Origin of the sequence: Streptomyces catenulae, assembly GCF_000718015.1 — a bacterium.
GTDB classification, from domain to species: domain Bacteria; phylum Actinomycetota; class Actinomycetes; order Streptomycetales; family Streptomycetaceae; genus Streptomyces; species Streptomyces catenulae.
Genome location: NZ_JODY01000016.1, coordinates 46,664 through 72,635, shown reverse-complemented (window position 1 = coordinate 72,635; position 25,972 = coordinate 46,664). Strand labels below are relative to the sequence as shown.

The window sequence follows — 25,972 nt, the reverse complement described above, 5'->3', positions numbered from 1 at the left end:
GTCCGGACGGCGTTCCGCCCCCGGCCCGGCACCGGGGCGCCGGGCCGGGCGGTGACGGGTCAGACGGGGGCCGTGCCCAGCGCCGCCTGGTCGTCGGTGCGCAGGAACTTGCCGCCCCGCCAGCGCCACTTGGTGTCGGTGCGGACGTCGGGGCAGCAGCGCGGGACGTCGGTCGTGGAGTAGCCCAGGAGTGTCGCGGAGACCGTGCCGTCGTGCAGGGCGAGGCCCTGGACGCTCAGCTTCCGGGACGGGTCCAGGAGCGTCGCCACGATGCGGGGCGTGGCCTTGGCGTCGGAGGTGCGGGCGAGGACGTAGACGCCGCCGGGCGGGGTGCCGGTGTCGCTGTGGCAGCGGACGGTGGCGACGGTTTCCACGGTGCCGTCGCCGTCAAGGTCGCCGGAGACCTGTTTCACCACATCGAGGCGGTTGGGTCCGCAGTCGAGGGGGAAGGTCACGGCGCGTGCGTCGGGAGCGGGTGCGGAGCGGCCGGGCTTCGCGGACGCGGTGTTGGCGGTCGCATCGGGAGGCTGGACGAAGGACGCGGCGGCGACGACCGCGGCGACGGCGGTGGCCGTGGCGAGCCAGTGCATGGGGCGGGGCTGGGTGTGCGAAAGGTCCTGGCCTGCCAAGGGCTGCACGCGGGGTAACTCCTGTGAAGTGCTGTGGCGGTGGGAGTGCCCAGCATCGTTCCACAACGCGGGGTGCCGAGGAACCAGCGGGACCCGAGTTTCACGCCGGGAACACCCCGGAAACGAAAGAGCGCCGCCGACGGTTCCCCCGCGGGGAACTCATCGGCGGCGCCCGGTTGTTCGGTGGCCGGAAGCCTGCGGTCAGCCGCGCTCGGTGGCGGAGCCGGAGGTGTCCTTGGCGGCGCCGCCCGAGGCGGAGCCGGGGCCGGTGTAGTCGTCGCCGTACGCGCCCTTGGCGGGGCGGCGGCGGCGCAGCGGGGGCTCGACGCCGTCGGCGAGGCGACGGGCGGTGAGCAGGAAGCCGGTGTGGCCGATCATGCGGTGGTCCGGGCGGACGGCCAGACCCTCGACGTGCCAGGTGCGGACCATGGTCTCCCACGCCGACGGCTCGTTGAAGGTGCCGTGCTCGCGGATCGCCTCGACGGTGCGGGCCAGCTGCGTGGTCGTGGCGACGTACGCGCAGAGGATGCCGCCGGGGACGAGCGCCTTGGAGACGGCCTCCAGGCACTCCCAGGGGGCGAGCATGTCCAGGATGACGCGGTCGACGTCGGTGTCGGAGAGGTTGTCCTGGAGGTCGCCGACGGTGAGCGTCCACGCGGGGTGCGGACCGCCGAAGTAGCGCTCGACGTTCTGCGTGGCGATGTCGGCGAAGTCGGCGCGGCGCTCGTAGGAGTGCAGCATTCCCTGGTCACCGATGGCGCGGAGCAGGAAGCTGCTCAGCGAGCCGGATCCCACCCCCGCCTCGACGACGCGGGCGCCGGGGAAGATGTCGGCCATCGCCAGGATCTGCCCCGCGTCCTTGGGGTAGACCACGGCGGCGCCGCGGGGCATGGACAGGACGTAGTCGGGGAGCAGCGGGCGCAGCGCGAGGTAGGCGACGTTCCCGGTGGTACGGACAACACTGCCCTCGGGAGCACCGATCAGCTCGTCGTGGGGGAAGGCTCCCTTGTGGGTGTGGAAGCTCTTGCCCTCTTCGAGCGTGAAGGTGTAGTGGCGTCCCTTGGGATCGGTGAGCTGGACCTGGTCCCCGACCTTGAAGGGCCCGCGACGGCGGGCGGCACCGGTCGGTTCGGACATGTGACCAGCCTACCGGCCCCGGGACGTGCCCCGGACCAGCGGGCGCCCGGCGGCGGCGCCGGGGGCGCCGGGCGGGCCCTCGCGCCCGGCGCGCGGCGGTCAGGAGTGGCGGGCCATCGCGGTGACGAAGGCGCGCTCGACGTCGGCGGCGGAAAGTACGCCGTAGATCTCCCCGGTCTCCTCGACGACGAGGTACTCGCTGGCCGGGGTGGTGCGGAGGTGTTCCAGCAGCTCCTCGCCGGAGAGGTCGGCCGGGACGCGCATGCCCTCCTTGAGGTCCTGGGCGAGCGTGCCGACGGTCACCCAGGGGCGGCGGTGCTCCGGTACGCCCACGATGGCCGCCTCGCGGACGATGCCGGTGGGCCCGCCCTCGGGGTCGACGACGACGAGGGCGCGGGCCCCGGCGTCGTTGGCGCGGCGCAGCGCCTCGGCGAGCGAGGTGTCGGGCGAGGTGGGCGCGGCGCGGCGGGTGAGGGCCCGGGCGCCGAGGTCGGGGAGGCGTTCGCGCAGGCGGGCCATGCGCAGGCTGTTGCCCGCGCCGGTCCAGATGATGGCGGCGAGGACCGCGGCGAGCAGGGCGTCGGTGAGGGAGTCCGTACCGGTGATGTCGGCGGGCGGGGTGCCGAGCGCGCCGGAGTGGGTCAGCAGCGGCAGGCCGATGAGGACCGTGACGGCGAGGGCGCGGCCCACCCAGGCGGCGGCGACGGTGCCGCTCATGGGGCGGCCGGTGATCTTCCAGACGACGGCGCGGAGCATCCGGCCGCCGTCCAGGGGCAGGCCGGGCAGGAGGTTGAAGACCGCCACGATGAGGTTGGAGATCATCAGTCCGGCCATCAGGACGCCAGGGACGGTGCGCGGCTCGACCAGCATCATGCCGCCGTAGAAGACACCGGCGAGGACGAGGGAGAGCAGCGGGCCCACGAAGGCGAGGACGAACTCCCGGCCGGGCGTCTCGGTCTCCTTCTCGATCTCCGAGACGCCGCCGAAGAACTGCAGCTGGATGCGGCGCACCGGCAGTTTGAAGCGGAGGGCGGCGACGGTGTGCGCCAGTTCGTGGACGAGGACCGAGGCGTAGAAGGCGACCGCGAAGAAGAGCGAGACGAGGTAGCGGGCGGCGCCCAGCTCCGGCAGGACCTGTTCGAGCTGGCCGCCGAAGACCCAGGTGATCAGGGCGGCGACGAGGAACCAGCTGGGGGCGACGTAGACGGGCACGCCGAAGGGGCGGCCCATCAGGATGCCGCCGCCGGTGCCCTTGCGGCGGACGGGCTTCGGAGTCTTGCCGCCCGGGCCGCGCGGACCGGCCTCGGGGTCCCGGCGCGGCTCGGCCGGCCGGTTCGGCCGAGGCTCCTCGGGGCCCTGCGGCTCCTTGGGGTCCTGCGGCTTCCCGCTGTCGTCCACGGCGTCCCCTCGTCGGAATTACGGCCTTCGCGCCTGCTCGGTCCGATCGTTCCGGTCGGGTCGATCGTGCAGGGCAAAGGGGTTCTGCCGTCGATGGTATGCCGAGCCGCCGTCACGGATCCGTTGCGGGGCCGTCGCCGGTGCCGTGGCGGCGGGCCGCGGCGGGAGGCGTTGTCGGTGGCGGGCCGTAGGGTCGGGTGTCATGGGAACGAGCACCGAGAACGCCGGGCCGGACGCACCGCACGGACCGCGCGCGCAGGAGGCGGCGGACGGAGCGGCGGCACCGCCCGCGGACGGGAGGGCCGCGGACGGCCACGGCGCGGCGGCGATCGGGCCGCAGCCGGGGCCCGCCGAGGCGCCGGACGCGGCCGCCGGTGCGCCGGTGGAGACGCCCGCCACGCGGTCCCGGCAGCCCGGGCCGCCGGTGGCGCTGTCGCCGTCGCGGGCCGGTGATTTCCTGCAGTGTCCGCTGCTCTACCGCTTCCGGGTGATCGACAAGCTGCCGGAGAAGCCCAGCCCGGCGGCGACGCGGGGCACGGTGGTCCATGCGGTGCTGGAGCGGCTGTTCGACGCGCCCGCGGCGGAGCGTACGGCGGGCGGCGCGCGGGCGATGGTCGCCGGTGAGTGGGAGAAGCTGCTGGCCAAGCGGCCGGAGCTGGCGGAGCTGTTCGCCGACGACCCGGCGGGCGAGCGGCTGGCCGGGTGGCTGGCGGACGCCGAGGCCCTGGTGGAGCGGTGGTTCACGCTGGAGGACCCGACGCGCCTGGAGCCCGCCGAGCGGGAGCTGTACGTCGAGACGGTGCTGGAGTCGGGGCTGCAGCTGCGCGGCTTCATCGACCGGGTGGACGTCGCGCCGACCGGCGAGGTCCGGATCGTCGACTACAAGACCGGCAAGGCGCCGCGCCCGCAGTTCGCCGAGGGCGCACTGTTCCAGATGAAGTTCTACGCGCTGGTGGTGTGGCGGCTGCGCGGGGTGGTGCCGCGGCGGCTCCAGCTCGTCTACCTGGGCAGCGGCGACATCATCACCTACGACCCGGGCGAGAGCGAGCTGCTCGCCGTGGAGCGGAAGCTGCTGGCGCTGTGGGACGCGATCAAGGCGGCCACGGCGACGGGCGACTGGCGGCCGCGGCGGACGAAGCTGTGCGGCTGGTGCGACCACCAGGCGCACTGTCCGGAGTTCGGCGGCACTCCCCCGGTGTATCCGCTGGAGATCCGACCGGCGGACGGCACATAGCCCGAGCAGGGCAGAATGGAGCCGGTCCAACAAAGGAGAAGTGGTGGCAATCCGCGTCCTGCTGGTAGATGACCAGCCGCTGCTGCGTACGGGCTTCCGGATGATCCTGGAGGCCGAGCAGGATCTGGCGGTCGTCGGCGAGGCCGGTGACGGTCTCCAGGCGCTGGAGCAGGTCCGGGCGCTCCAGCCCGATGTGGTGCTGATGGACATCCGCATGCCGCGGATGGACGGCGTGGAGGCGACGCGCCAGATCACCGGCCCGGCGAAGGACGGCCCGGCCAAGGTGCTGGTGCTGACCACCTTCGATCTGGACGAGTACGTCGTCGAGGCGCTGCGCGCGGGCGCCAGCGGCTTTCTGCTCAAGGACGCCCCGGCCCATGAGCTGGTGCAGGCGATCCGGGTGGTGGCCGCGGGCGAGGCGATGCTGGCGCCGAGCATCACCCGGCGGCTGCTCGACAAGTACGCCGGGCATCTGCCGTCCGGCGAGGAGCCGGTGCCGGACACCCTGGACACCCTCACCGACCGCGAGGTGGAGGTGCTGAAGCTGGTCGCGCGCGGCCTGTCGAACGCCGAGATCGCCGCGGACCTCTTCGTGAGCGAGACGACGGTCAAGACCCATGTGGGCCATGTGCTGACCAAGCTGGGCCTGCGTGACCGCGTACAGGCCGCCGTGTACGCGTACGAGAGCGGGCTGGTGCGCCCCGGCGCCCAGTAGCGGCGCAGGCCGCGCCGCGGGGCGGCGGGGAACGGCCGAGGGGCCGGTCCGGGAGACTCTCCCGGACCGGCCCCTCCTGCTGTGTGCCGTGCGTCAGTCGGAGACGCCGCGGCCCAGCTCCCAGATCTGCAGCGCCGAGGAGGAGTTGAGCGCCCACTCCACGCCGGTGATGTCGTCCCGGGCGGCGACGTACTGCTTGCCCTGCCACAGCGGGAGGATCGGCACGTCGTCGGCGAGGATGTTCTGGATCTCCTTGAAACCGTCGCCCGCGGCGTTGCGGTCGGTCTCCTGGCGGGTGGCGGGGATCAGCTGCGTCTCGATCTTCGCGTTGCGGTACGGCGAGTTGAGGAAGTTGCCCTTGCCGAGGAACGGGCCGATGTAGTTGTCGGCGTCCGGGATGTCGGGGAACCAGCCCATGCCGTAGACGGCGTACTTGCCGTTCGAGGAGTCGGTGCGGAACTGCTGCCAGTTGTTGACGGCCTTGATGTCGACATCGAACAGCTTGCTGTCGTTGAGCTGCTTCTTGAGCGCCGCGAACTCCTTGGCGGTGCTGGCGCCGTAGTGGTTCTCGGTGTACGTCAGCGTCACCTTCACCGGGGTGTGGATGTTCGCCTGCTCCAGGATCTGGCGGGCGGCCGGGACGCTGGGGTTCCCGTACTTGGTGAAGAAGGAGTTGATGTGGCCGGTGAGACCGGTCGGCACCAGGGAGTACAGCGGGTCGCCGACGTAGGAGTAGACGTCGCGCAGGATCTGCGAGCGGTTGACGAGCTGCGCCATCGCCTGGCGGACGGCCGGGTTGGAGACCGACGGGTCCTTGGTGTTGAAGGCGAGGTAGCGGATCTCCTGGCCGGGCATCTCCTGGAGGGTGATGTGCTCGTCCCGGGAGTTCTGCAGGCCCTTGACCTGAGCGGGCGACAGACCACGGTTCATCAGGTCGATCTGGCCCTTGCGCAGCGCCTTCTCCATCGCGGACGAGCTGGGGAAGAACCGCATCTCGACCTTGTCGTTCAGCGGCTTCACCGCGCCCTTGTAGCCCGGGTTCCGGGTGAAGACGATCTTGGTGATGCGCTCGCCGCTGTGGTCGGCCTTGAGGGTGTACGGACCGGAGCCGACGAGCTCGAAGCCGCTGTAGAGGCGGTCGGCGGGGTACACCTGGTGGTCGACGATGCCCGCCGCCGGGGTGGTGAGCTTCTGCGGGAAGGTCGCGTCCGGCTTCTTGAGGTGGAAGACCACCTCGGTGTCGCTGGGCGTCTCGACCTTGTCGATGTCGTTGACCAGCGTGCCGGGGCCGTTGGCGTAGTTGATCCGCTGGACGCGGTCGATGGAGAACTTCACGTCCTGCGCGGTGAGCGCGTGGCCGTTGGAGAACTTCAGGTCGCTGCGCAGGGTGCACCGGTACTGCTCGTTCCGCGTGTCGCGGAAGCCGCAGGTCTTGGCCGCCTCGGGCACCGGCGTGGTGCCGGTTCTGGGCAGCCGCAGCAGCGTCTGGAGGGTGCCGCGCAGCACGTTCATCGCGTCGACGTCGTACGCCTGCGCCGGGTCGAACGGAGCGGGGGCATCCTTGGTGGCCTCCATCTGCGTGGCGACCCCGACGACGATGGGATTGCCACTCCCGCCCGCGCCGTCCGGGCCGCCACAGGCCGCGAGTACGGGGGCGAGCAGACCGGCCAGAGCCGGCAGCACCAAGGTCTTGCGATTCATCGTCGGCAGGTTCCTTATCAGCGCAGAGGTGTTGCTCGCGTCGACATTAGTAGGAACAGCCATCGCGTCCGGGCCGCAACGGAGTTGCCGTTATAGGGACACCGGATAACAGCACATCGATCTCCGATTACCGGACGCCGGAACGAACTACACGTCACCCCATGAATCCGGACACTTACCCCCGCACTTCCGGCCTCCGCACCCCTCTGGAACGTCCGTGAGGACCTCTGTCGACACCGGGGCGCGTGAGAAACGTCACGCGCCCCGGTGGCAGCGACAATGCGGGAATTCGGCCAGGGTATACGTCACGGAAAATGAGCGGGCCACTGCCCTGAGTTCCCTCTGCTTTCTCGGAGGAACGCTCAGTGCACGCGTCAATTGCTTTCCGTGATGAGCGCCCGGAGAAAAGAAAGATCAACTTCTTCGAGGGAGCGGACGACGGTCCGCCCCGCGGCGGGCGGCACCGGCACCACCGACGGCACGGCGACGACCCGGCACCCGGCCGCCTCCCCCGCACGCACCCCCGTGAGGGTGTCCTCCACCACCGCGCACCGCGCCGGGTCGACGCCCAGCCGGGCGGCGGCGGTGAGATACGGGTCCGGGTGCGGCTTGGTGCGTTCCAGTTCGTCACCGGCGAGCGTCAGATGGAAGTTGGCCGGGCCCAGGGAGTGCAGCATGCGGTCGATGATGGTGCGGTGCGAGGCGGAGACCAGCGCCGTGGGGATGCCGTGGGCGGCCAGCTCGGCCAGCAGGCGGCGGGCGCCGGGCATCAGCGGCACCCCGCGGCCGATCCGGGCGGCGAAGCGGGCGTTGAGCAGTCCGCTCAGCTCCGGCAGGCCGATCTGCGCACCGGTGGCCTGAATCAGATATCCGGCGCTGCGGGTCATGGGGCCGCCGACGACGACCTCGCGGTGGGTGTCGTCGAGGATGTGGCCCAGTTCGGCGAAGACCTCGGACTCCGCCTCCCACCAGAATCCCTCGGTGTCGACGAGGGTGCCGTCCAGGTCGAGGAAGACTGCCTGGAGGGCGGTGCCCTTCGCCGCCCGGGAGTCGGCCGCGGGGATGCTGCTGGTCATCCGTCCACCTCCGTGAGGACGTCCCCTGGGGGACAAAAGGGCCGGCCACCGCCCCGGAGTGGGGTGCTGACCGGCCGCTACCGGACCGACCAGTCTACGACTGTGTGTGCCGGTCCGCGGGGGTGACGCGGAAGCGGGCCGTCCGCCGTTCGGGCGACGGACGGCCCGGGACCTCACCGGGCGTTGAAGTACTTCGCCTCGGGGTGGTGGATCACGATCGCGTCGGTGGACTGCTCGGGGTGGAGCTGGAACTCCTCGGAGAGCTGGACGCCGATGCGCTCCGGCTGGAGGAGATCGGCGATCTTCGCGCGGTCCTCCAGATCGGGGCAGGCGCCGTAGCCCAGGGAGAAGCGGGCGCCGCGGTACTTCAGGGCGAACATGTCCTCGACGTCGGACGGGTCCTCGCCGCCGAAGCCCAGCTCGGCGCGGACCCGGGCGTGCCAGTACTCGGCCAGCGCCTCCGCGAGCTGGACGGAGAGCCCGTGCAGTTCGAGGTAGTCGCGGTAGGAGTTGGCGGCGAAGAGCTTGGCGGTCTCCTCGCCGATGCGGGAGCCGACGGTGACGACCTGGAGACCGACGACGTCGGTCTCGCCGGACTCCTCCGGGCGGAAGAAGTCCGCCAGGCAGAGCCGACGGCCACGGCGCTGGCGCGGGAAGGTGAAGCGGGTGCGCTCGGTGCCGTCCTCGTGGAGCAGGATGAGGTCGTCGCCCTTGGAGACGCAGGGGAAGTAGCCGTGGACGACGGCGGCTTCCAGCAGGTTCTCGGTCTGGAGCCGGTCGAGCCAGCCGCGCAGCCGCGGCCGTCCCTCGGTCTCCACCAGCTCCTCGTAGCTGGGGCCGTCACCGGCGCGGTTCTGCTTGAGGCCCCACTGGCCCTTGAAGAGAGCGCCCTCGTCCAGCCAGGAGGCGTAGTCGGCGAGCTGGATGCCCTTGACGACGCGGGTGCCCCAGAACGGCGGGGCGGGGACCGGGTTGTCGATCGCGACGTCGGAGCGGACCGAGCCCTCGGGCTCCTCGGCCTCCGCCGCGGGCGTCTCGCGCTTGGGGACGCGGCGCTGCTTCAGCTCGGGCAGGGTGGCGCCCGGGACGCCGCGCTTGACGGCGATCAGCGCGTCCATCAGGCGCAGCCCCTCGAAGGCGTCGCGGGCGTAGCGGACCTCGCCGTCGTAGATCTCGTGGAGGTCCTGTTCGACGTAGGCGCGGGTGAGGGCGGCGCCGCCGAGGATGACCGGGTAGTCGGCGGCCATCTTGCGCTGGTTCAGCTCCTCCAGGTTCTCCTTCATGATCACCGTGGACTTGACCAGCAGTCCGGACATGCCGATGACGTCGGCGCGGTGCTCCTCGGCGGCGTCCAGGATCGCGGCGACCGGCTGCTTGATGCCGAGGTTGACGACGTTGTAGCCGTTGTTGGAGAGGATGATGTCGACGAGGTTCTTGCCGATGTCGTGGACGTCGCCGCGGACCGTCGCCAGGACGATGGTGCCCTTGCCGTCGCCGTCGTCGATCTTCTCCATGTGCGGTTCGAGGTGGGCGACCGCGGTCTTCATGACCTCGGCGGACTGCAGGACGAACGGCAGCTGCATCTGGCCGGAGCCGAAGAGCTCACCGACGACCTTCATGCCCTCCAGGAGGGTGTTGTTGACGATGTCGAGGGCGGGGGTGTCGCGCAGCGCCTCGTCGAGGTCGGCCTCCAGGCCGTTCTTCTCGCCGTCGATGATGCGGCGGGCCAGCCGCTCCTCCAGCGGCAGTGCGGCCAGTTCCTCGGCCTTGCCCGCCTTGAGGGACTTGGTGTCGACGCCCTCGAAGAGCGCCATGAGCTTCTGCAGCGGGTCGTAGCCCTCGGCGCGGCGGTCGTAGATGAGGTCGAGGGCGCAGCCGACCTGCTCGTCGTCGAAGCGGGCGATCGGCAGGATCTTGCTGGCGTGCACGATCGCCGAGTCCAGTCCGGCCTTGACGCACTCGTCGAGGAAGACGGAGTTGAGCAGGATGCGGGCGGCCGGGTTGAGGCCGAAGGAGATGTTGGACAGGCCCAGGGTGGTCTGCACGTCGGGGTGACGGCGCTTCAGCTCCCGGATGGCGTCGATGGTGGCGATGCCGTCCTTGCGGGACTCCTCCTGGCCGGTGCAGATGGTGAAGGTGAGGGTGTCGATGAGGATGTCGGACTCGCGCACGCCCCAGTTGCCGGTCAGATCGGCGATGAGGCGCTCGGCGATGGCGACCTTGTGCTCGGCGGTGCGGGCCTGGCCCTCCTCGTCGATGGTGAGCGCGATGAGCGCCGCGCCGTGCTCGGCGGCGAGGCCGGTGACCTTGGCGAAGCGGGACTCGGGACCGTCGCCGTCCTCGTAGTTGACGGAGTTGATGACGGCGCGGCCGCCCAGCTTCTCCAGTCCGGCGCGGAGGACCGGCAGTTCGGTGGAGTCCAGGACGATGGGGAGGGTGGAGGCGGTGGCGAAGCGTCCGGCCAGCTCCTCCATGTCGGCGACGCCGTCGCGTCCGACGTAGTCGACGCAGAGGTCGAGCATGTGGGCGCCCTCGCGGATCTGGTCGCGGGCCATCTCCACGCAGTCGTCCCAGCGGCCTTCGAGCATCGCCTCGCGGAACTTCTTCGAACCGTTGGCGTTGGTCCGCTCGCCGATCGCGAGGTACGAGGTGTCCTGCCGGAAGGGGACGGTCTGGTAGAGCGAAGCGGCGCCGGGCTCGGGGCGCGGCGCGCGGGGCGACGGGGCCAGTCCGCGGACCCGCTCGACGACCTGCCGCAGATGCTCGGGGGTGGTGCCGCAGCAGCCGCCGACGAGGGAGAGGCCGTACTCGCCGACGAACGTCTCCTGCGCGTCGGCCAGTTCACCGGCGGTCAGCGGGTAGTGGGCGCCGTCCTTGCCCAGGACCGGCAGACCGGCGTTGGGCATGCAGGCGAGGGGGACGCGAGAGTGGCGGGCGAGATAGCGCAGGTGCTCGCTCATCTCGGCGGGGCCGGTGGCGCAGTTGAGGCCGATCATGTCGATGCCGAGCGGCTCCAGCGCGGTGAGCGCGGCGCCGATCTCGGAGCCGAGCAGCATGGTGCCGGTGGTCTCGACGGTGACGGAGCAGATGATCGGGAGCGTCGTGCCGGTGGCGGCCAGGGCGCGGCGGGCGCCGAGGATGGCGGCCTTCGTCTGGAGCAGGTCCTGGGTGGTCTCGACCAGGAGCGCGTCGGCGCCGCCCGCGATCATGCCCTCGGCGTTGCGCCGGTAGGCGTCGCGGAGGGTGACGTACGGGGCGTGGCCGAGGGTGGGCAGCTTGGTGCCGGGGCCCATCGAGCCGAGGACCCAGCGCTGCTGCCCGGTCGAGGCGGTGAACTCGTCGGCGACCTCGCGGGCGATGCGGGCGCCCGCCTCGGAGAGTTCGAAGACCCGCTCGGGGATGTCGTACTCGGCCAGTGCGGCGAAGTTGGCGCCGAAGGTGTTGGTCTCCACGCAGTCGACACCGACCGCGAAGTACTCCTCGTGCACCGAGCGGACGATGTCCGGACGGGTGACGTTGAGGATCTCGTTGCAGCCCTCCAGCTGCTGGAAGTCCTCCATCGACGGATCCTGCGCCTGCAGCATCGTGCCCATCGCCCCGTCGGCGACCACCACCCGTGAGGCCAGCGCCTCGCGGAAGGAGTCGACGCGGGAGGCGCTGTCGGACGTGGACGTGTACGAGGCCATGGAGGTGCTCCCCTGGTTGCGACGGCTGTCGGCTTTGCGCCTCCCGGTAGGCGGCGCACGTCGCCAGCCTAACCGGCGGTCCGGTACAGGTGTCCTCCTGTTCCAGCGCCTGGACTCCTGAGGTACCGGACCGGCGTACACCGGCCATGATCACAAGTGGACTCCGACCCTCCCGTGGTTCGGCATCGACCGATATCGTTCAGCATTGTCGAACCCGCATCTTGGAGGTTGTCCGATGGCACGCACCATCCAGTCGCTGGAGCGAGCCGCCGCGGTGCTGCGGCTGCTGGCCGGCGGGGAACGGCGGCTGGGACTGTCCGACATCTCCTCCGCGATCGGCCTGGCCAAGGGCACCACCCACGGCATCCTGCGCACCCTCCAGCAGGAGGGGTTCGTCGAGCAGGACCCGGCGTCCGGCCGCTACCAGCTCGGCGCGGAGCTGCTGCGCCTGGGCAACAGCTATCTCGACGTCCACGAGCTGCGCGCCCGCGCCCTCGTCTGGACCGATGACCTGGCGCGCTCCAGCGGCGAGAGCGTCTACCTCGGCGTCCTGCACCAACAGGGCGTCCTGATCGTGCACCACGTCTTCCGGCCGGACGACAGCCGTCAGGTCCTGGAGGTGGGCGCGATGCACCCGCTGTACAGCACCGCACTGGGCAAGGTGCTGTGCGCGTACGACCCGGTGGCGCACAGCGAGGTCGCGGAGGTGGAGCGGGAGCCGCTCACCCCGCACACGGTGACCGGGGCGGACGCCTTCGAGACGGCGCTGGAGCTGACCCGGGCGCGGGGGTGGGCCGCGGACGTCGAGGAGACCTGGGAGGGCGTGGCGTCGGTGGCCGCGCCGGTGCACGACCGGCGGCGGATGCCGGTGGGTTCGGTGGGCATCACCGGGGCCGTCGAGCGGGTGTGCCAGGACGGTGTGGTGCGGCCGGAAATCGTCGCTGCTGTCAGGGATTGCGCACGGGCTGTATCCAGGGACCTGGGCGCGGGCCGGTTCTGATCCGTATTGCCACTGCTTGTCCAGGTTAATTTTTCGCCACAGAACCCTTGACGCCGTTCAACAGGTGGACAAAACTGCCGTTCGTCGGTCGGCATTGTCGAACACCACACGACAATATTCGTTATGGTGGGCAATGCCGCGGGGCCGACCACAGCCCTCTCGGAGGGCGCGGACCACCGGAGACCCGGGGTTCGCCTTCCCCTGGACGAAGGACAAAGGAGTCGCGGGTGTCCAGCTCCGACATCTTCCTCAGCGAGACCATAGGTACCGCTGTTCTGATACTGCTCGGCGGTGGCGTCTGCGCCGCCGTCACCTTCAAGCGCTCCAAGGCGCATGCGGCCGGCTGGGTCGCCATCGCCTTCGGTTGGGGCTTCGCCGTACTCACGGGCGCGTACATCGCCGCCAAGTCCGGTGCCCACCTCAACCCCGCGGTGACCCTCGCCCTCGCGATCAAGGGCGGCACCGAGTGGAGCCAGGTGCCGGTGTACTTCGCCGGTCAGCTGCTCGGCGCCATGATCGGCGCGGTACTGGTCTGGCTGGCCTACTACGGGCAGTTCAAGGCGCACATGTCGGACCCGGAGGTGCTGGCCGCGCACAACGGCCAGGAAGGCATGGTGGACAAGGCCACCGCTCCCAAGGCGGGCCCCGTCCTCGGCATCTTCTCCACCGGTCCGGAGATCCGGAACGCAGTTCAGAACCTCGTGACCGAGATCATCGCCACCATCGTGCTCGTGCTGGCGATCCTCAATCTGGGTCTGAGCGACAACGGCAAGGGCGTCGGCCCGATCGGCTCGCTGCTGGTGGCGTTCGTCGTCGTCGGCATCGGTCTGTCGCTCGGCGGCCCGACCGGGTACGCGATCAACCCCGTCCGCGACCTGGGCCCGCGTATCGTGCACGCGCTGCTGCCGCTGCCGAACAAGGGCGGCTCCGACTGGGGCTACGCATGGATCCCGGTCGTCGGCCCGCTGATTGGCGGAGCCATCGCCGGTGGCATCTATCAGGTGGCCTTCGCCTGAGCCGCGTCCCCGTCCCGACTCCGCCCGCACAGAATCACTGGAGCACACCATGAGCGACACCCCCTCCACCTCCTCCCACGGTCACGGCCCGTTCATCGCGGCCATCGACCAGGGCACGACTTCCAGCCGCTGCATCGTGTTCGACAAGGACGGCCGCATCGTGTCGGTCGACCAGAAGGAGCACGAACAGATCTTCCCCAAGCCCGGCTGGGTCGAACACGATGCCGCCGAGATCTGGGCCAACGTCCAGCAGGTCGTGGCCGGCGCCGTCGCGAAGGCCGGCGTCACCGCCGACGACGTCAAGGCGATCGGCATCACCAACCAGCGCGAGACCACGCTGCTGTGGGACAAGCACACCGGTGAGCCGGTCCACAACGCCATCGTCTGGCAGGACACCCGCACCGACGCGCTCTGCAAGGAGCTGGGCCGCAACGTCGGCCAGGACCGCTTCCGCCGCGAGACCGGCCTCCCGCTGGCCTCGTACTTCGCGGGCCCGAAGATCCGCTGGCTGCTGGACAACGTCGAGGGGCTGCGCGAGCGCGCCGAGCGCGGCGACATCCTCTTCGGCACCATGGACTCCTGGGTCATCTGGAACCTCACCGGTGGCGTGAACGGCGGTGTGCACGTCACGGACGTCACCAACGCCTCGCGCACCCTCCTGATGAACCTCCACACGCTGGAGTGGGACGACAAGATCCTCCAGTCGATCGGCATCCCCGCCGAGGTCCTCCCGGAGATCAAGTCCTCCGCCGAGGTCTACGGCCTGGCCGCCGGTGGCACCCTCGCCGGTGTCCCGGTCGCCTCCGCCCTCGGTGACCAGCAGGCCGCGCTCTTCGGCCAGACCTGCTTCTCGCAGGGTGAGGCCAAGTCCACGTACGGCACCGGCACCTTCATGCTGATGAACACCGGCAACCAGCCGGTGAACTCGTACAACGGGCTGCTGACCACCGTCGGCTACCGCATCGGCGACCAGGACGCGGTCTACGCGCTGGAAGGCTCCATCGCCGTCACCGGTTCGCTGGTGCAGTGGATGCGCGACCAGATGGGCCTGATCAACTCCGCCGCGGAGATCGAGACGCTGGCCTCCACCGTCGAGGACAACGGCGGCGCCTACTTCGTCCCGGCCTTCTCCGGCCTGTTCGCCCCCTACTGGCGCTCCGACGCGCGCGGTGTCATCGCGGGTCTGACCCGTTACGTCACCAAGGCGCACATCGCCCGCGCCGTACTCGAGGCCACCGCCTGGCAGACCCGCGAGATCACCGACGCCATGACGAAGGACTCCGGCGTCGAGCTGACCGCACTCAAGGTCGACGGCGGTATGACCTCCAACAACCTGCTGATGCAGACCATCTCGGACTTCCTGGACGCGCCGGTGGTGCGCCCGATGGTCGCCGAGACGACCTGCCTCGGCGCTGCCTACGCGGCCGGTCTGGCCGTCGGCTTCTGGTCCAGCACCGACGAGCTGCGCGCCAACTGGCGCCGGGCCGCCGAATGGACCCCCCGGATGGATGCGGCCACCCGTGACCGCGAGTACAAGAGCTGGCTCAAGGCAGTGGAACGCTCCATGGGCTGGCTCGACGACGACACTGTCGAGGAGTAATTGATGAGCACCCTGCAGAGCGTCCCGGCACTCGGGACGCACCCGGCCGACGGTTCGACCCCGAGCCGCGCCGAAACCCGGGAACAGCTGTCCAAGGCGACGTACGACCTCCTGGTGATCGGTGGCGGCATCCTGGGCATCTCCACTGCCTGGCACGCCGCGCAGGCCGGACTGCGGGTGGCCCTGGTGGACGCCGGCGACTTCGCCGGCGCCACCTCCTCCGCCTCCTCCAAGCTGCTCCACGGCGGTCTGCGCTACCTGCAGACCGGTGCGGTGAAGCTGGTGGCGGAGAACCACTTCGAGCGGCGTGCGGTCTCCCGTGAGGTGGCGCCGCACCTCGCCAACCCCCTCACCTTCTACCTGCCCGTCTACAAGGGCGGCCCGCACGGCGCGGCGAAGCTCGGCGCCGGTGTCTTCGCCTACTCCGCGCTCTCCGCGTTCGGTGACGGCGTCGGCCACGTCATATCCCCGGCCAAGGCCCAGCGCGACGTGCCGGAGCTGCGGACCGACAACCTCAAGGCCGTCGCGGTCTACGGCGACGACCAGATGAACGACGCCCGGATGGCGCTGATGACCGTCCGCGCCGCCGTCGCGGCGGGCGCCACGGTCCTCAACCACGCCGAGGTCACCGGCCTGCGCTTCACCCAGGGCCGGGTCACCGGTGCCGAGCTGAAGGACCGCACGGACGGCGAGGAGTTCGGCGTCAGCGCCCGCCTGGTCCTCAACGCGACCGGCCCGTGGGTGGACCACCTGCGCAAGATGGAGGACCCGAACGCGGCCCCCTCCATCCGCCTCTCCAAGGGCGCGCACCTGGTCCTCAAGCGCACCTCCCCCTGGAAGGCGGCGCTGGCCACCCCGATCGACAAGTACCGCATCACCTTCGCCCTCCCCTGGGAGGACATGCTGCTGCTCGGTACCACCGACGAGGAGTACGAGGGCGACCCGGCGGACGTCGCGGTCACCGAGAAGGACACCGCCCAGATCCTGGACGAGGCCGCCTTCTCCGTCCGTGACCAGCAGCTGACGCGCGACCTGATCACCTACTCGTTCGCCGGTCTGCGGGTGCTGCCCGGCGGCCCCGGCGACACCTCCAAGGCCAAGCGCGAGACCGTCGTGACCGAGGGCAGCGGCGGCATGCTCTCCGTCGCGGGCGGCAAGTGGACGACCTTCCGCCACATCGGCCGTACGGTCATGAACAAGCTCGCCGCGCTCCCCGGCCACCCGCTGGCCGGTGACATGGAGCCGATCGCGCGCCTGCCGAAGAAGCTCCCGCTGCCCGGTATCGCCAACCCGAACGCGGTCGCCCACCGCCTGCTGGTCGACGGCACCGCCGACGGCCCGCAGATGACCCCGGAGACCGCGCGCCACCTCGCCACGCACTACGGTTCGCTGTCGTTCGACATCGCGCGCCTGGCGAACGAGAACCCGGAGCTTGCCGAGCGCATCCACCCGGACGCGCCGGAGATCTGGGCGCAGGTCGCCTACGCCCGTGACCACGAGTGGGCCGAGACCGTGGACGACGTGCTGCGCCGCCGGACCACGCTGACCATCCGCGGCCTGGACACCGAGGACGTCCGCGCCAAGGTGAAGGGCATGCTCGAAGGCTGAGCCCGGGGCGTACGCCGGGTGCGTACGGCCGGACGGAGGGGCGGTTCCCGTACGGGGCCGCCCCTCCGGCATGTGCGGGCACGGGGTGCGAAGGCCCCCGGAGGCCGGGCCATAATGTCCCAGACATCGGATGTCTGGAGGCGGATGTCCGGCGGTTCCGAACGGGGAGGTCGGCCGTGGGGGTCACTGACGAGGCCATCGAGAAGATCAAGGGGATGATCGTCACGGGGGCGCTGCGGCCGGGCGACCGGCTGCCCAGGGAGAGCGAACTCGCCGCTGAGCTGGGCCTTTCCCGCAACTCGCTGCGCGAGGCGGTGCGGGCGCTGTCGCTGATCCGCATCCTCGACGTACGGCAGGGCGACGGCACCTACGTCACCAGTCTCGCCCCGCGGCTGCTGCTGGAGGCGCTGAGTTTCGTGGTCGACCTCCACCGCGACGACACGGCGCTGGAGTTCCTCGCGGTCCGCCGGATCCTGGAGCCCGCCGCCACCGCGATGGCCGCCGGACGGATCGCCGCGGCCGAACTCGACGCGCTGGAGGCCGGGTTGGACGCGCTGGGCCCCGCGCCGTCGGAGGTCGAGCTGGTCGCCGGTGACCTGGAGTTCCACCGGCGGATCGCGGCGGCGTCCGGCAACTCCGTGCTCTGCGCGCTGCTCCAGGGCCTGTCGGGTCCGGCCACCCGGGCCCGGGGCGGGCCGGCGCAGCGGGACGCGGTGGCCCGGACGCTCGCCGAACACCGCGCGATCCTCACCGCGCTGCGCGAGGGCGACACGGAGGGGGCGCGGGCGTGGGCCACGGTCCACCTCGTGGGGGTGGAGCGGTGGGTGCGGACGGCGGGGTGACGGCGGGCGGTACCGGGCGCGGCGGCCGGGCGCTCGAAGGTCCTTCCGAACACCTCGGATGAATGAGCACTCATTCGTGCACAGGGGCTGCGGCCGGACGCCGTGGACCCCGTAGGCTGGGGAGCGCACGCAAGGAAACGGGGTGCCGGTGGCCGCTCAGCGGCGGAACACCGGCCGGAAGGAGGCGCTGGGTGATCGAGCTGGAGGGTGTTCCCGAGCTGATCGACCCGGTGATGGTGGCCGCGTTCGAAGGCTGGAACGACGCCGGCGACGCCGCCTCCGCCGCGGTCGCTCATCTGCACCGTGAATGGCAGGGCAAGGTCTTCGCCGCGCTCGACGCCGAGGACTACTACGACTTCCAGGTCAACCGCCCGACCGTCTTCCTGGAGGACGGCGTCCGCAAGGTCACCTGGCCCACCACCCGGCTGTCGGTCGTCCGGATCGAGGACTCCGACGGCAAGGGCCGCCGCCGCGATCTGGTGCTGGTCCGCGGCATCGAGCCGAGCATGCGCTGGCGCTCGTTCTGCAACGAGATCCTCGGCTTCGCCCATGAGCTGGGCGTGGAGATGCTGGTGGTGCTCGGCGCGCTGCTCGGCGACACCCCGCACACCCGGCCGGTGCCGGTCAGCGGCGTCACCTCAGACACCGATCTGGCGACCCGGATGGATCTGGAGGAGTCCCGCTACGAGGGCCCCACCGGCATCGTCGGCATCCTCCAGGAGGCGTGCACCCACGCCGGGGTCCCGGCCGTCAGCCTCTGGGCCGCGGTGCCGCACTACGTCTCCCAGCCGCCCAACCCGAAGGCCAGCCTGGCGCTGCTCAACCGCCTGGAGGACCTGCTCGGCATCCGGGTCCCGCAGGGCGAGCTGACCGAGGACGCCCGCGCCTGGCAGCTGGGCGTGGACCAGCTGGCGGCCGAGGACAGCGAGGTCGCCGAGTACGTCCAGACGCTGGAGGAGGCGCGGGACACCGCGGATCTGCCGGAGGCGTCCGGTGACGCCATCGCCCGGGAGTTCGAGCGCTATCTCCGCCGCCGGGACCCGCAGACCGACACCGGCCGCACCTGGCCCCGGCTCCCCAAGGAGTCCCGGGACCCGAAGGACGCCGGAGCCGATCCGTCGGACGGGCCGGAGGCCGACGGCGGGCGGTAGGCCGGGCGCGCGAACCACGGACGGGCGGGGCGGGACCGGAGCGGTCCGGCCCCGCCCGTCCGCTTCCCCCGGGTCTCCCCCACCGGCGCCCGGTACGCGGAAAAGGGGCGCCCCCGCGGATGCGGAGACGCCCCCTGGGGCCGGTGAGGGGTTACAGCGCGACGCCCAGCAGCGCGTCCACCGTGCGCGAGACCAGACCGGGCGCGCCCTCGTCGCTGCCGCCGCCGGACTCCTGCGCGGCGGCCCAGCGGTCGACCGCCGCCAGCGCCGCGGGCGAGTCCAGGTCGTCGGCGAGCGCCGTACGGACCTCCGCCAGCAGCGCCTCGGCGGACGGGCCGTCGGGGCGGGAGACGGCGGCGCGCCAGCGCGCCAGCCGGTCCACGGCCTCGGCCAGCACCGCGTCGGTCCACTCCCAGTCGCTGCGGTAGTGGTGGGAGAGGAGCGCCAGACGGATGGCCGCCGGGTCGACGCCGTCGCGGCGTACCGCCGAGACGAAGACCAGGTTGCCCTTGGACTTCGACATCTTCTCGCCGTCCAGCGCCACCATCCCGGCGTGGACGTACGCCTTGGCGAAGGGGTGCTCGCCGGTCAGCGCCTGGGCGTGCGAGGCGCCCATCTCGTGGTGCGGGAACGCCAGGTCGGAGCCGCCGCCCTGGACGTCGAAGCCCATGCCGAGGTGGTCCAGGGCGATGGCGACGCACTCGATGTGCCAGCCGGGCCGACCGCGGCCCAGCGAGCCGCCGTCCCAGCTCGGCTCGCCGTCGCGGGCGGCCATCCACAGCATCGGGTCGAGGGGGTTCTTCTTGCCCTCCCGCTCCGGGTCGCCGCCGCGTTCGGCGGAGAGCAGCCGCATCGCCTCGGCGTCGAGTCCGGAGACCTCGCCGAAGTGCGGGTCGGAGGAGACGGAGAAGTAGATGTCGCCGTCGAGTTCGTAGGCGGCGCCGTTGTCCCGGAGCCGTTCGACGAGCGGGACGATCCCGGGTATCGCCTCGACGGCTCCGATGTAGTGGCGGGGCGGGAGCATCCGCAGGGCCGTCATGTCCTCGCGGAACAGCGCGGTCTCGCGTTCGGCGAGCGCCGTCCAGTCGTCCCCGGTGGCGACGGCCCGCTCCAGCAGCGGATCGTCGACATCCGTGACGTTCTGCACGTAGTGAACCTGGCGCTTCGTGTCGAGCCACACGCGCTGAACCAGGTCGAACGCGTTGTAGGTCGCCGCGTGCCCCATGTGGGTGGCGTCGTACGGCGTGATGCCGCAGACGTAGATACGGGCGACGGGACCGGGGTCGAGGGTCACCCGTCCGCCGGTCGCGGTGTCGTGGATCCTCAGGTCGCGGCCCTGACCGGGCAGGGCGGGGACCTCAGAAGCGGGCCATGCATGCATGCCTTGAGACTAACCGGATGCTGGTTCCGCATACGAACCGGAGGGCCGGTAACGACCGGATAGGCGTTCTTGCGTTCGATGCCGGAACGTGCATCAGGCGCCGGTCCGCGCCCCCCGTCCGCCGCCCTTCGGCGCCCCGCGCGCCGGGGTCCGGCGGGGTGTCAGACCGGTGGCCAGGGGATCGGCGGCCAGTCGCCGCCGGGCTCGGGATGACGGCCGGAAGCCAGCAGCGCGGCGACCCGGGCGCGCAGTGCGGCGGTCTCGGCGGTGGTGAGGAGTTCGGCCAGTCGGGCGGCGAGCGGAAGGCCCTCCGCCAGCTCGGTGCGGAGCCGCTCCAGCACCGTGACCGCCTCCTCGGGCAGCGGCTCCCCGGCCCATCCCCACAGCAGGGTGCGGAGCTTGTCGTCGGTGTGGAAGGTCACGCCGTGGTCGATGGCGAAGAGCCGCCCGCCGGGCCCCGGCAGCAGATGGCCGCCCTTGCGGTCCCCGTTGTTGAGGACCGCGTCGAGCACCGCCAGCCGCCGCAGCCGGACGTCGTCGGCGTGGACCAGCAGCGCCGGGCGCCCCTGCCCGGTCTCCGCGAACCCGACCGCCTTCCAGCCCGGCCCCGGCTCGTCCCCCTCGACCAGCGCCAGCAGCGGCGGGATCTCCTCGCCGTCCGCCTCGGGCACCTCGATCCACCGCTGCACCATGCCCGGGCCGTACGGCCCCTCGCGCAGCACGGTGGCCGGGATCAGCCCCCAGCCGGTGGCCCGGGAGATCTCGTACGCGGCGACCTCCCGCTGGGCGAGGTTACCGTCGGGGAAGTCCCAGAGCGGCCGTTCGCCCGCGACCGGCTTGTAGACGCAGTCGACGGTGCGGCCCTCGTGGGTCACGGTGCAGAAGAGGACCGCGTTGGACGCCTCCTCGATACGGCCGCGGACGGTCAGCTCACCCGCGTTCAGGAAGGCTGCCTGAAGGTTCTCGTCGTTCAGGAAGGCTTCCTGAAGATCGGCATCGTCCGGGGAGGCCGCCCGGGCGTCCCGGGGGCCGTCGGCCGAGGGCTCGGCCGACGGCCGGTCCGGCGGTGTCGCGGGACCCGGGAGCGCCGGTTCTGCGGTGGGTTCCATGGCGGTCAGGCGTCCCGCCGGTAGCCGTTCTGGCGCGGGCAGACATGGCCCTCGGGGTCGAGCGGCAGGCTGCACAGCGGACACGGCGGGCGTCCGGCGTTCACCACCTCCAGGGCGCGCTTGGCGAAGGCGCGCGCCATGGTGCCGGTCATCCGCACCCGCAGCATCGGCGGGCCGTTCTCGTCGTCCTGGAGCAGCCGCTCCTCGGCCTCGGCGAGGTCCTCCTCGCTGTCGGCGTCCAGCTCGACCAGCGCCTGCGCCTCGATGATCATGCGTTCGTCCTCGCCGTCCCAGGCGAGCGCCATGGTGCCGACGCGGAACTCCTCCTCCACCGGCGTCTCCAACGGCGCGGTGTCCGCCAGCTCGGCGGGGGCGACGGCGGGCACCGGGGCGTTGCCGCCGCTGCGCCGCACCACCTCGTCCAGCAGCTCGTCGATCCGCTCGGCGAGCGCGGCGACCTGCGTCTTCTCCAGGGCGACGCTGGTGGTCCGGCCGGCCGCGGTGGCCTGGAGGAAAAAGCTCCGGCGGCCAGGCAGCCCGACCGTACCGGCCACGAAGCGGTCCGGCGCGTCGTAGAAGAACACCTGACGGGACAACGTCCTGCTCCGATTGCTCGACTGCGGGGGCTGAGCGGTCGCTGCGGCCCCTGTGTTCAGTGCGGTCAGTGCGCTCACGGCACGGTTCGCAGAGATGTCACGGGCAGCGCCGTCGCACCACCCTACTGCGCCCGCTGATCACGGTGCTCCCGCACCACCGCCCACGGCCGCCTCACCGCCGTCCCCGGAGCCCGTCGCGTCCGGCGCGGGCACCAGCCCGCCGAAGTCACCGGTGTCCCCGAGCCGTACGAGGAAGGGCCGCAGCCGGGTCCAGCGGATCGCGGTGACCGAGCAGGGCTCGACGGAGATCCGCTGGAAGAGGTCGAGGTGGAGGCCGAGCGCCTCGGCGACCAGCGCCTTGATGATGTCGCCGTGCGAGCACATCAGATACGCGGCGTCCGGGCCGTGCGCCGCCTCGATGCGGGCGTTCCAGTCGTGGACCGCGTCGACCGCGCGCGCCTGCATGGCGCGCATCGACTCGCCCCCGGGGAAGGCGGCGGCCGACGGATGGCGCTGGACGACCTCCATCAGCGGCTCGCCGCTCAACTCGGCGAGCTTACGGCCCGACCAGTCGCCGTAGTCGCACTCGTTGATGCGGTCGTCGAGGTGCAGCGGCAGCTCGGGGCGGGCGTCGAGCAGCGGGCGGAGCGTCTGGCGGCAGCGCTGCAGCGGGCTGGTGACGGCGGCGGCCAGCGGCAGCCGTGCCAGCCGCGCGGGCAGCGCCGCGGCCTGCGCGGTGCCGCGCTCGTCGAGGGCGATTCCGGGGGTCCGGCCCGCGAGGACGCCGGAGGTGTTGGCGGTGGAGCGGCCGTGCCGCACCAGGATCAGCGTGGGCATGGCGGCCACCCTACGTTCCCCGGGCCGCTCCCCGGCAGGCGTCGGCGGACCGTTCCCTGGCAGGAGTCCGGGGCCGGGGTGAGAATGCCTGGTGTGATCGTGGACTGCGCCATCTACCGGGACGGGCGCCGCACGGAGCGGCCCGAGGACTTCCCGAGCGCGCTCCGGGAGGCACGCCGCCGGCGCGGCCACGCCTTCCTGTGGCTGGGCGTCCACGAGCCGACCCCGGAGGAGTTCGAGCGGATCAGCGGCGAGTTCGGGCTGCACCCGCTGGCCGTCGAGGACGCGCTCAAGGCACACCAGCGGCCGAAGCTGGAGGTCTACGACGACTCGCTGTTCATGGTGCTCAAGCCGGTCGCGTACGACGACGCCACCGCAACGGTGACGGCGACGGAGCTGATGGTCTTCGTCGGCGACGCGTTCGTCGTCACCGTCCGGCACGGCGAGACCGGCCCGCTGGCGGCCGTCCGGCGGCGCCTGGAGCACCGGCCGGAGACGCTCCGGCACGGCCCGACGTCGGTGCTCTACGCGGTCAGCGACGCGGTGGTCGACCACTACATCGAGGTGGCCGGGGAGCTGCAGGCGGATCTGGAGGACCTGGAGGCCGAGGTCTTCTCCCCGGACCGCTCCGAGAGCCGGAACACCGCCGCCGAGATCTACGCGTTCAAACGCCAGGTGATGGAGTTCCGGCGGGCCACGGGACCGCTGACCGAGCCGATGACGCGGTTGCAGGAGAACACCGGCGTGCCGTTCGTGCACGACGGCTCGCGGCCCTTCTTCCGCGACGTCGGCGACCATCTGGCGCGCGCCAACGACTCGGTGGACGGTCTGGACCGGCTGCTGTCCGACATCCTCTCCGCGCATCTGGCGCAGATGGGCGTGCGGCAGAACGACGACATGCGCAAGATCTCCGCCTGGGCGGCGCTGGCCGCCGTGCCGACGCTGATCGCCGGGATCTACGGCATGAACTTCCACCACATGCCGGAGCTGGGCCTGCGCTTCGGGTACGTCGGGGTGCTGCTGGCGATGGCGGTCATCGAGTTCTCGCTCTACCGGCTGTTCAAGCGGCGCGGCTGGCTGTGAGCGGGCCCTCGGCGGGCGCCCGGCTCAGGCGTACTCGGTGACCGGCCCGCCCAGGGCGTCGCGCCGCTCGGGCATCCGGAGGCTGACCATCCGGCGCCAGCCGACGAGGCGTTCGTAGCCGTAGTGGAGACGGATGCCGACGGCGAGGAGGGCCGCCTTGGGGGCGGGCCAGCCGAGGATGCGGCCCATGTGGTCCATGACGGCGAGGCTGACGTCCCGGTGGACGGCGATCTCGGCGAGCGCGCAGTCGCGCAGGATCCGCTGGATGGTGCGGCCGCGGCCGTCGCGGGCGAGGCGGAGCAGTTCCTCGTGGCAGTAGGCGAGGTGGTTGTCCTCGTCCTGGGAGATCATCCGGACCGCGCGGCCCAGTTCGGGGTGGTCGCCGAAGTGCTTGCGCAACAGCCGCATCTGCTCGGACGCGCGCTGTTCGGTGACCCTGCTGTGCGCGAGGTAGGTGATGACGTCCTCCTCGGTCAGCGGCGTGGCGGCGCGCAGCCGGTCGTGGGCGAGGCCGATGCCGCGGCGCTCCAGGAGCATCGTGTAGTCGGCGGCGGCGGGGACGGTGGCCGCCTCCAGGCCGCGTCTGCGGAGCAGGGCGCGGAAGATCCGGCCGTGCTTGTCCTCGTCGGCGCCGTGCCGGGCGGCCTTGGGTGCCAGGTCGCGCCGCCCCTCGGGGATGAGGGCGGCGATCCGCCCGTTCTCCCAGCCGCCCTGGGCCTCGCCGCCCGCGGCGATGGAGCAGAAGAGTCGGTACGCCTCGTCGTGGTCGACGATTTCCTGGAACAGGCTCCGGGCCGAGAGCATCAGCGCCACCTCCGAAGGACACTCCTGGAGGCACAGTCAAGAGCGGGCCGCCGGACCCGGCAACCGGAGGCGGAGGATCGTTCCTCCGTGCGAACGAGCGGCGGCGTAACCGGGTGGTGGGCGGGGCGTTGTCCCCGGTGACGGCCGTGGCGGGGAGGACCCCGAGCCCCCACCACGGCCGCGGTCCGCAAGCCGCCCGGTGCCCGTGCACCGGGCGGCTTCCGGTCAGGCCAGCCCGGCCTTCTCCAGCGCCTCGGTGCCCGCGCGCAGGGCGGCGATCCGCTCGTCCAGGGTGAATCCGGCGGGCGCCAGCGTCAGCGTGGTGACGCCCGCGGCGGCGTACGCCTGCATCCGCTCCGCGATCCGCTCGACGGGGCCGAGCAGCGCGGTCTGGTCGATCAGCCGCCGCGGTACGGCGGCGGCCGCGCCGTCCTTGTCGCCGGAGAGGTACCGGTCCTGGATGTCGGCCGCCTCCGCGCCGTATCCCATGCGGGTGGCAAGCTTGTTGTAGAAGTTCTGCTTCCGGCTGCCCATGCCGCCGACGTACAGGGCGGTGTACGGGCGGAACATGTCGGCGAGCGCGTCGACGTCGTCGCCGACGGCGAGCGGCAGCGTCGGGCAGACGTCGAAGCCCTCCATCGTCAGCCCCGCCTTGGCGCGGCCCGCGCGCAGCGGGGCCAGGGCGGTCTCCTCCAGGTGCTCGGCCGAGGGGAAGATCAGCAGCGCGCCGTCGGCGATCTCGCCGGTCTGCTCCAGGTTCTTGGGGCCGATCGCCGCGATGTAGAGCGGGATGCGCTCGCGGGTGGGGTGGACGGTGAGCTTGAGGGGCTTGCCCGGGCCGTCGGGCAGCGGCAGCGTCCAGTGCGCGCCCTCGTACGACAGCCGCTCGCGGGAGAGCGCCTTGCGGACGATGTCGACGTACTCGCGGGTGCGGGCGAGCGGCTTGTCGAACTTCACGCCGTACCAGCCCTCGGAGACCTGCGGGCCGGAGACGCCGAGGCCGAGGCGGAAACGGCCGCCGGAGAGGGAGTCGAGGGTGGCCGCGGTCATCGCGGTCATGGCGGGGGTACGGGCCGGGATCTGGAAGATCGCCGAGCCGACGTCGATCCGCTCGGTGCGGGCGGCGACCCAGGACAGGACCGTGGGGGCGTCGGATCCGTACGCCTCGGCGGCCCAGCAGACCGCGTAGCCGAGCCGGTCGGCCTCCTGTGCCACGGCGAGATTGTCGCCGTCCATCCCGGCGCCCCAGTAACCGAGGTTGATGCCAAGCCTCATGCCGCTCCCCTTACCGATCAGTAACGTCACGTTGCGGGGACTCTAGCGCGCACCGGCGCCCGGCGTCATCGGCGGTTGTCCACAGGTCTCCTGC

General features: G+C 71.7%; 21 protein-coding genes. 9 read left to right on the top strand and 12 right to left on the bottom strand.

From position 1 onward, the window contains the following. Nucleotides 1-59 precede the first annotated feature (59 nt). The 3 genes from IF23_RS0116150 to IF23_RS0116140 all read right to left on the bottom strand — a co-directional run bounded on the left by IF23_RS0116150 (nt 60) and on the right by IF23_RS0116140 (nt 3,164). Complete coding sequence (locus IF23_RS0116150; protein ID WP_030284189.1) at nt 60-638, bottom strand: hypothetical protein; 579 nt, start codon at nt 636-638, stop codon at nt 60-62. A gap of 192 nt (nt 639-830) precedes the next feature. Then, on the bottom strand, nt 831-1,766 hold the full coding sequence (locus IF23_RS0116145; RefSeq protein ID WP_030284188.1) for a tRNA (adenine-N1)-methyltransferase: 936 nt from the start codon (nt 1,764-1,766) through the stop codon (nt 831-833). Nucleotides 1,767-1,865: 99 nt separating this feature from the next. Further along, the gene (locus IF23_RS0116140; protein ID WP_030284181.1) at nt 1,866-3,164 is read right to left on the bottom strand and encodes a site-2 protease family protein; all 1,299 of its coding nucleotides are present in this window, start codon (nt 3,162-3,164) and stop codon (nt 1,866-1,868) included. A 202-nt stretch (nt 3,165-3,366) separates the two neighbouring features. Here IF23_RS0116140 and IF23_RS0116135 point away from each other — a divergent pair, with 202 nt between their 5' ends. Next, nucleotides 3,367-4,398 (top strand): RecB family exonuclease, encoded by a 1,032-nt coding sequence (locus IF23_RS0116135; protein WP_030284180.1) that lies wholly within the window; start codon nt 3,367-3,369, stop codon nt 4,396-4,398. A gap of 43 nt (nt 4,399-4,441) precedes the next feature. After that, the gene (locus tag IF23_RS0116130) at nt 4,442-5,113 is read left to right on the top strand and encodes a response regulator (RefSeq protein ID WP_030284178.1); all 672 of its coding nucleotides are present in this window, start codon (nt 4,442-4,444) and stop codon (nt 5,111-5,113) included. 93 nt (nt 5,114-5,206) lie between these two features. On the opposite strand, the gene IF23_RS0116125 is transcribed toward IF23_RS0116130, so the two are convergent. The 3 genes from IF23_RS0116125 to metH form a co-directional block, all read right to left on the bottom strand. After that, a complete protein-coding gene (locus tag IF23_RS0116125) occupies nt 5,207-6,814 on the bottom strand; it encodes an ABC transporter substrate-binding protein (protein WP_030284177.1) in 1,608 nt (535 codons plus the stop codon). Between the two features lie 374 nt (nt 6,815-7,188). Continuing rightward, nucleotides 7,189-7,890 carry an HAD family hydrolase gene (locus IF23_RS0116120; RefSeq protein WP_030284175.1) on the bottom strand — a complete coding sequence of 234 codons (702 nt, stop codon included), beginning with the start codon at nt 7,888-7,890 and terminating at the stop codon, nt 7,189-7,191. Nucleotides 7,891-8,063: 173 nt separating this feature from the next. After that, a complete protein-coding gene (gene metH, locus IF23_RS0116115) occupies nt 8,064-11,576 on the bottom strand; it encodes a methionine synthase (RefSeq protein WP_030284174.1) in 3,513 nt (1,170 codons plus the stop codon). A gap of 235 nt (nt 11,577-11,811) precedes the next feature. On the opposite strand from metH, the gene IF23_RS0116110 reads away from it, so the two are divergent. The 6 genes from IF23_RS0116110 (at nt 11,812) to IF23_RS0116085 (ending at nt 18,793) form a co-directional block, all read left to right on the top strand. Next, a complete protein-coding gene (locus IF23_RS0116110; RefSeq protein WP_030284172.1) occupies nt 11,812-12,576 on the top strand; it encodes an IclR family transcriptional regulator in 765 nt (254 codons plus the stop codon). A 227-nt stretch (nt 12,577-12,803) separates the two neighbouring features. Next, entirely contained in the window at nt 12,804-13,592 is a 789-nt protein-coding gene (locus tag IF23_RS0116105) for an MIP/aquaporin family protein (RefSeq protein ID WP_030284171.1), read from the top strand. 49 nt (nt 13,593-13,641) lie between these two features. Further along, on the top strand, nt 13,642-15,192 hold the full coding sequence (gene glpK, locus IF23_RS0116100; RefSeq protein WP_030284169.1) for a glycerol kinase GlpK: 1,551 nt from the start codon (nt 13,642-13,644) through the stop codon (nt 15,190-15,192). 3 nt (nt 15,193-15,195) lie between these two features. Then, complete coding sequence (locus IF23_RS0116095; RefSeq protein ID WP_030284168.1) at nt 15,196-16,800, top strand: glycerol-3-phosphate dehydrogenase/oxidase; 1,605 nt, start codon at nt 15,196-15,198, stop codon at nt 16,798-16,800. A 176-nt stretch (nt 16,801-16,976) separates the two neighbouring features. After that, nucleotides 16,977-17,642, top strand: a complete 666-nt coding sequence (locus tag IF23_RS0116090) for a FadR/GntR family transcriptional regulator (protein ID WP_030284166.1) — start codon at nt 16,977-16,979, stop codon at nt 17,640-17,642. A 191-nt stretch (nt 17,643-17,833) separates the two neighbouring features. Beyond that, on the top strand, nt 17,834-18,793 hold the full coding sequence (locus IF23_RS0116085) for a PAC2 family protein (protein ID WP_051739602.1): 960 nt from the start codon (nt 17,834-17,836) through the stop codon (nt 18,791-18,793). A gap of 151 nt (nt 18,794-18,944) precedes the next feature. Here IF23_RS0116085 and mshC read toward each other — a convergent pair whose 3' ends face one another. The 4 genes from mshC to IF23_RS0116065 form a co-directional block, all read right to left on the bottom strand. Further along, nucleotides 18,945-20,174, bottom strand: a complete 1,230-nt coding sequence (gene mshC, locus IF23_RS0116080) for a cysteine--1-D-myo-inosityl 2-amino-2-deoxy-alpha-D-glucopyranoside ligase (RefSeq protein WP_030284163.1) — start codon at nt 20,172-20,174, stop codon at nt 18,945-18,947. A 161-nt stretch (nt 20,175-20,335) separates the two neighbouring features. After that, nucleotides 20,336-21,283, bottom strand: coding sequence for an SCO1664 family protein (locus IF23_RS0116075; protein WP_078654013.1), 948 nt, complete (start codon nt 21,281-21,283; stop codon nt 20,336-20,338). A gap of 5 nt (nt 21,284-21,288) precedes the next feature. Further along, nucleotides 21,289-21,879 (bottom strand): DUF3090 domain-containing protein, encoded by a 591-nt coding sequence (locus IF23_RS0116070; RefSeq protein ID WP_078654012.1) that lies wholly within the window; start codon nt 21,877-21,879, stop codon nt 21,289-21,291. Nucleotides 21,880-22,017: 138 nt separating this feature from the next. Beyond that, entirely contained in the window at nt 22,018-22,716 is a 699-nt protein-coding gene (locus IF23_RS0116065) for a histidine phosphatase family protein (protein WP_030284157.1), read from the bottom strand. An 84-nt stretch (nt 22,717-22,800) separates the two neighbouring features. Here IF23_RS0116065 and IF23_RS0116060 point away from each other — a divergent pair, with 84 nt between their 5' ends. Beyond that, on the top strand, nt 22,801-23,799 hold the full coding sequence (locus IF23_RS0116060) for a magnesium and cobalt transport protein CorA (RefSeq protein WP_030284155.1): 999 nt from the start codon (nt 22,801-22,803) through the stop codon (nt 23,797-23,799). Nucleotides 23,800-23,823: 24 nt separating this feature from the next. Here IF23_RS0116060 and IF23_RS0116055 read toward each other — a convergent pair whose 3' ends face one another. Continuing rightward, nucleotides 23,824-24,603, bottom strand: coding sequence for a hypothetical protein (locus tag IF23_RS0116055; protein WP_030284154.1), 780 nt, complete (start codon nt 24,601-24,603; stop codon nt 23,824-23,826). A gap of 225 nt (nt 24,604-24,828) precedes the next feature. Further along, nucleotides 24,829-25,878: an LLM class F420-dependent oxidoreductase gene (locus IF23_RS0116050; protein WP_030284152.1), complete on the bottom strand. Its 1,050-nt coding sequence runs from the start codon at nt 25,876-25,878 to the stop codon at nt 24,829-24,831. Between the last annotated feature and the right edge of the window lie 94 nt (nt 25,879-25,972).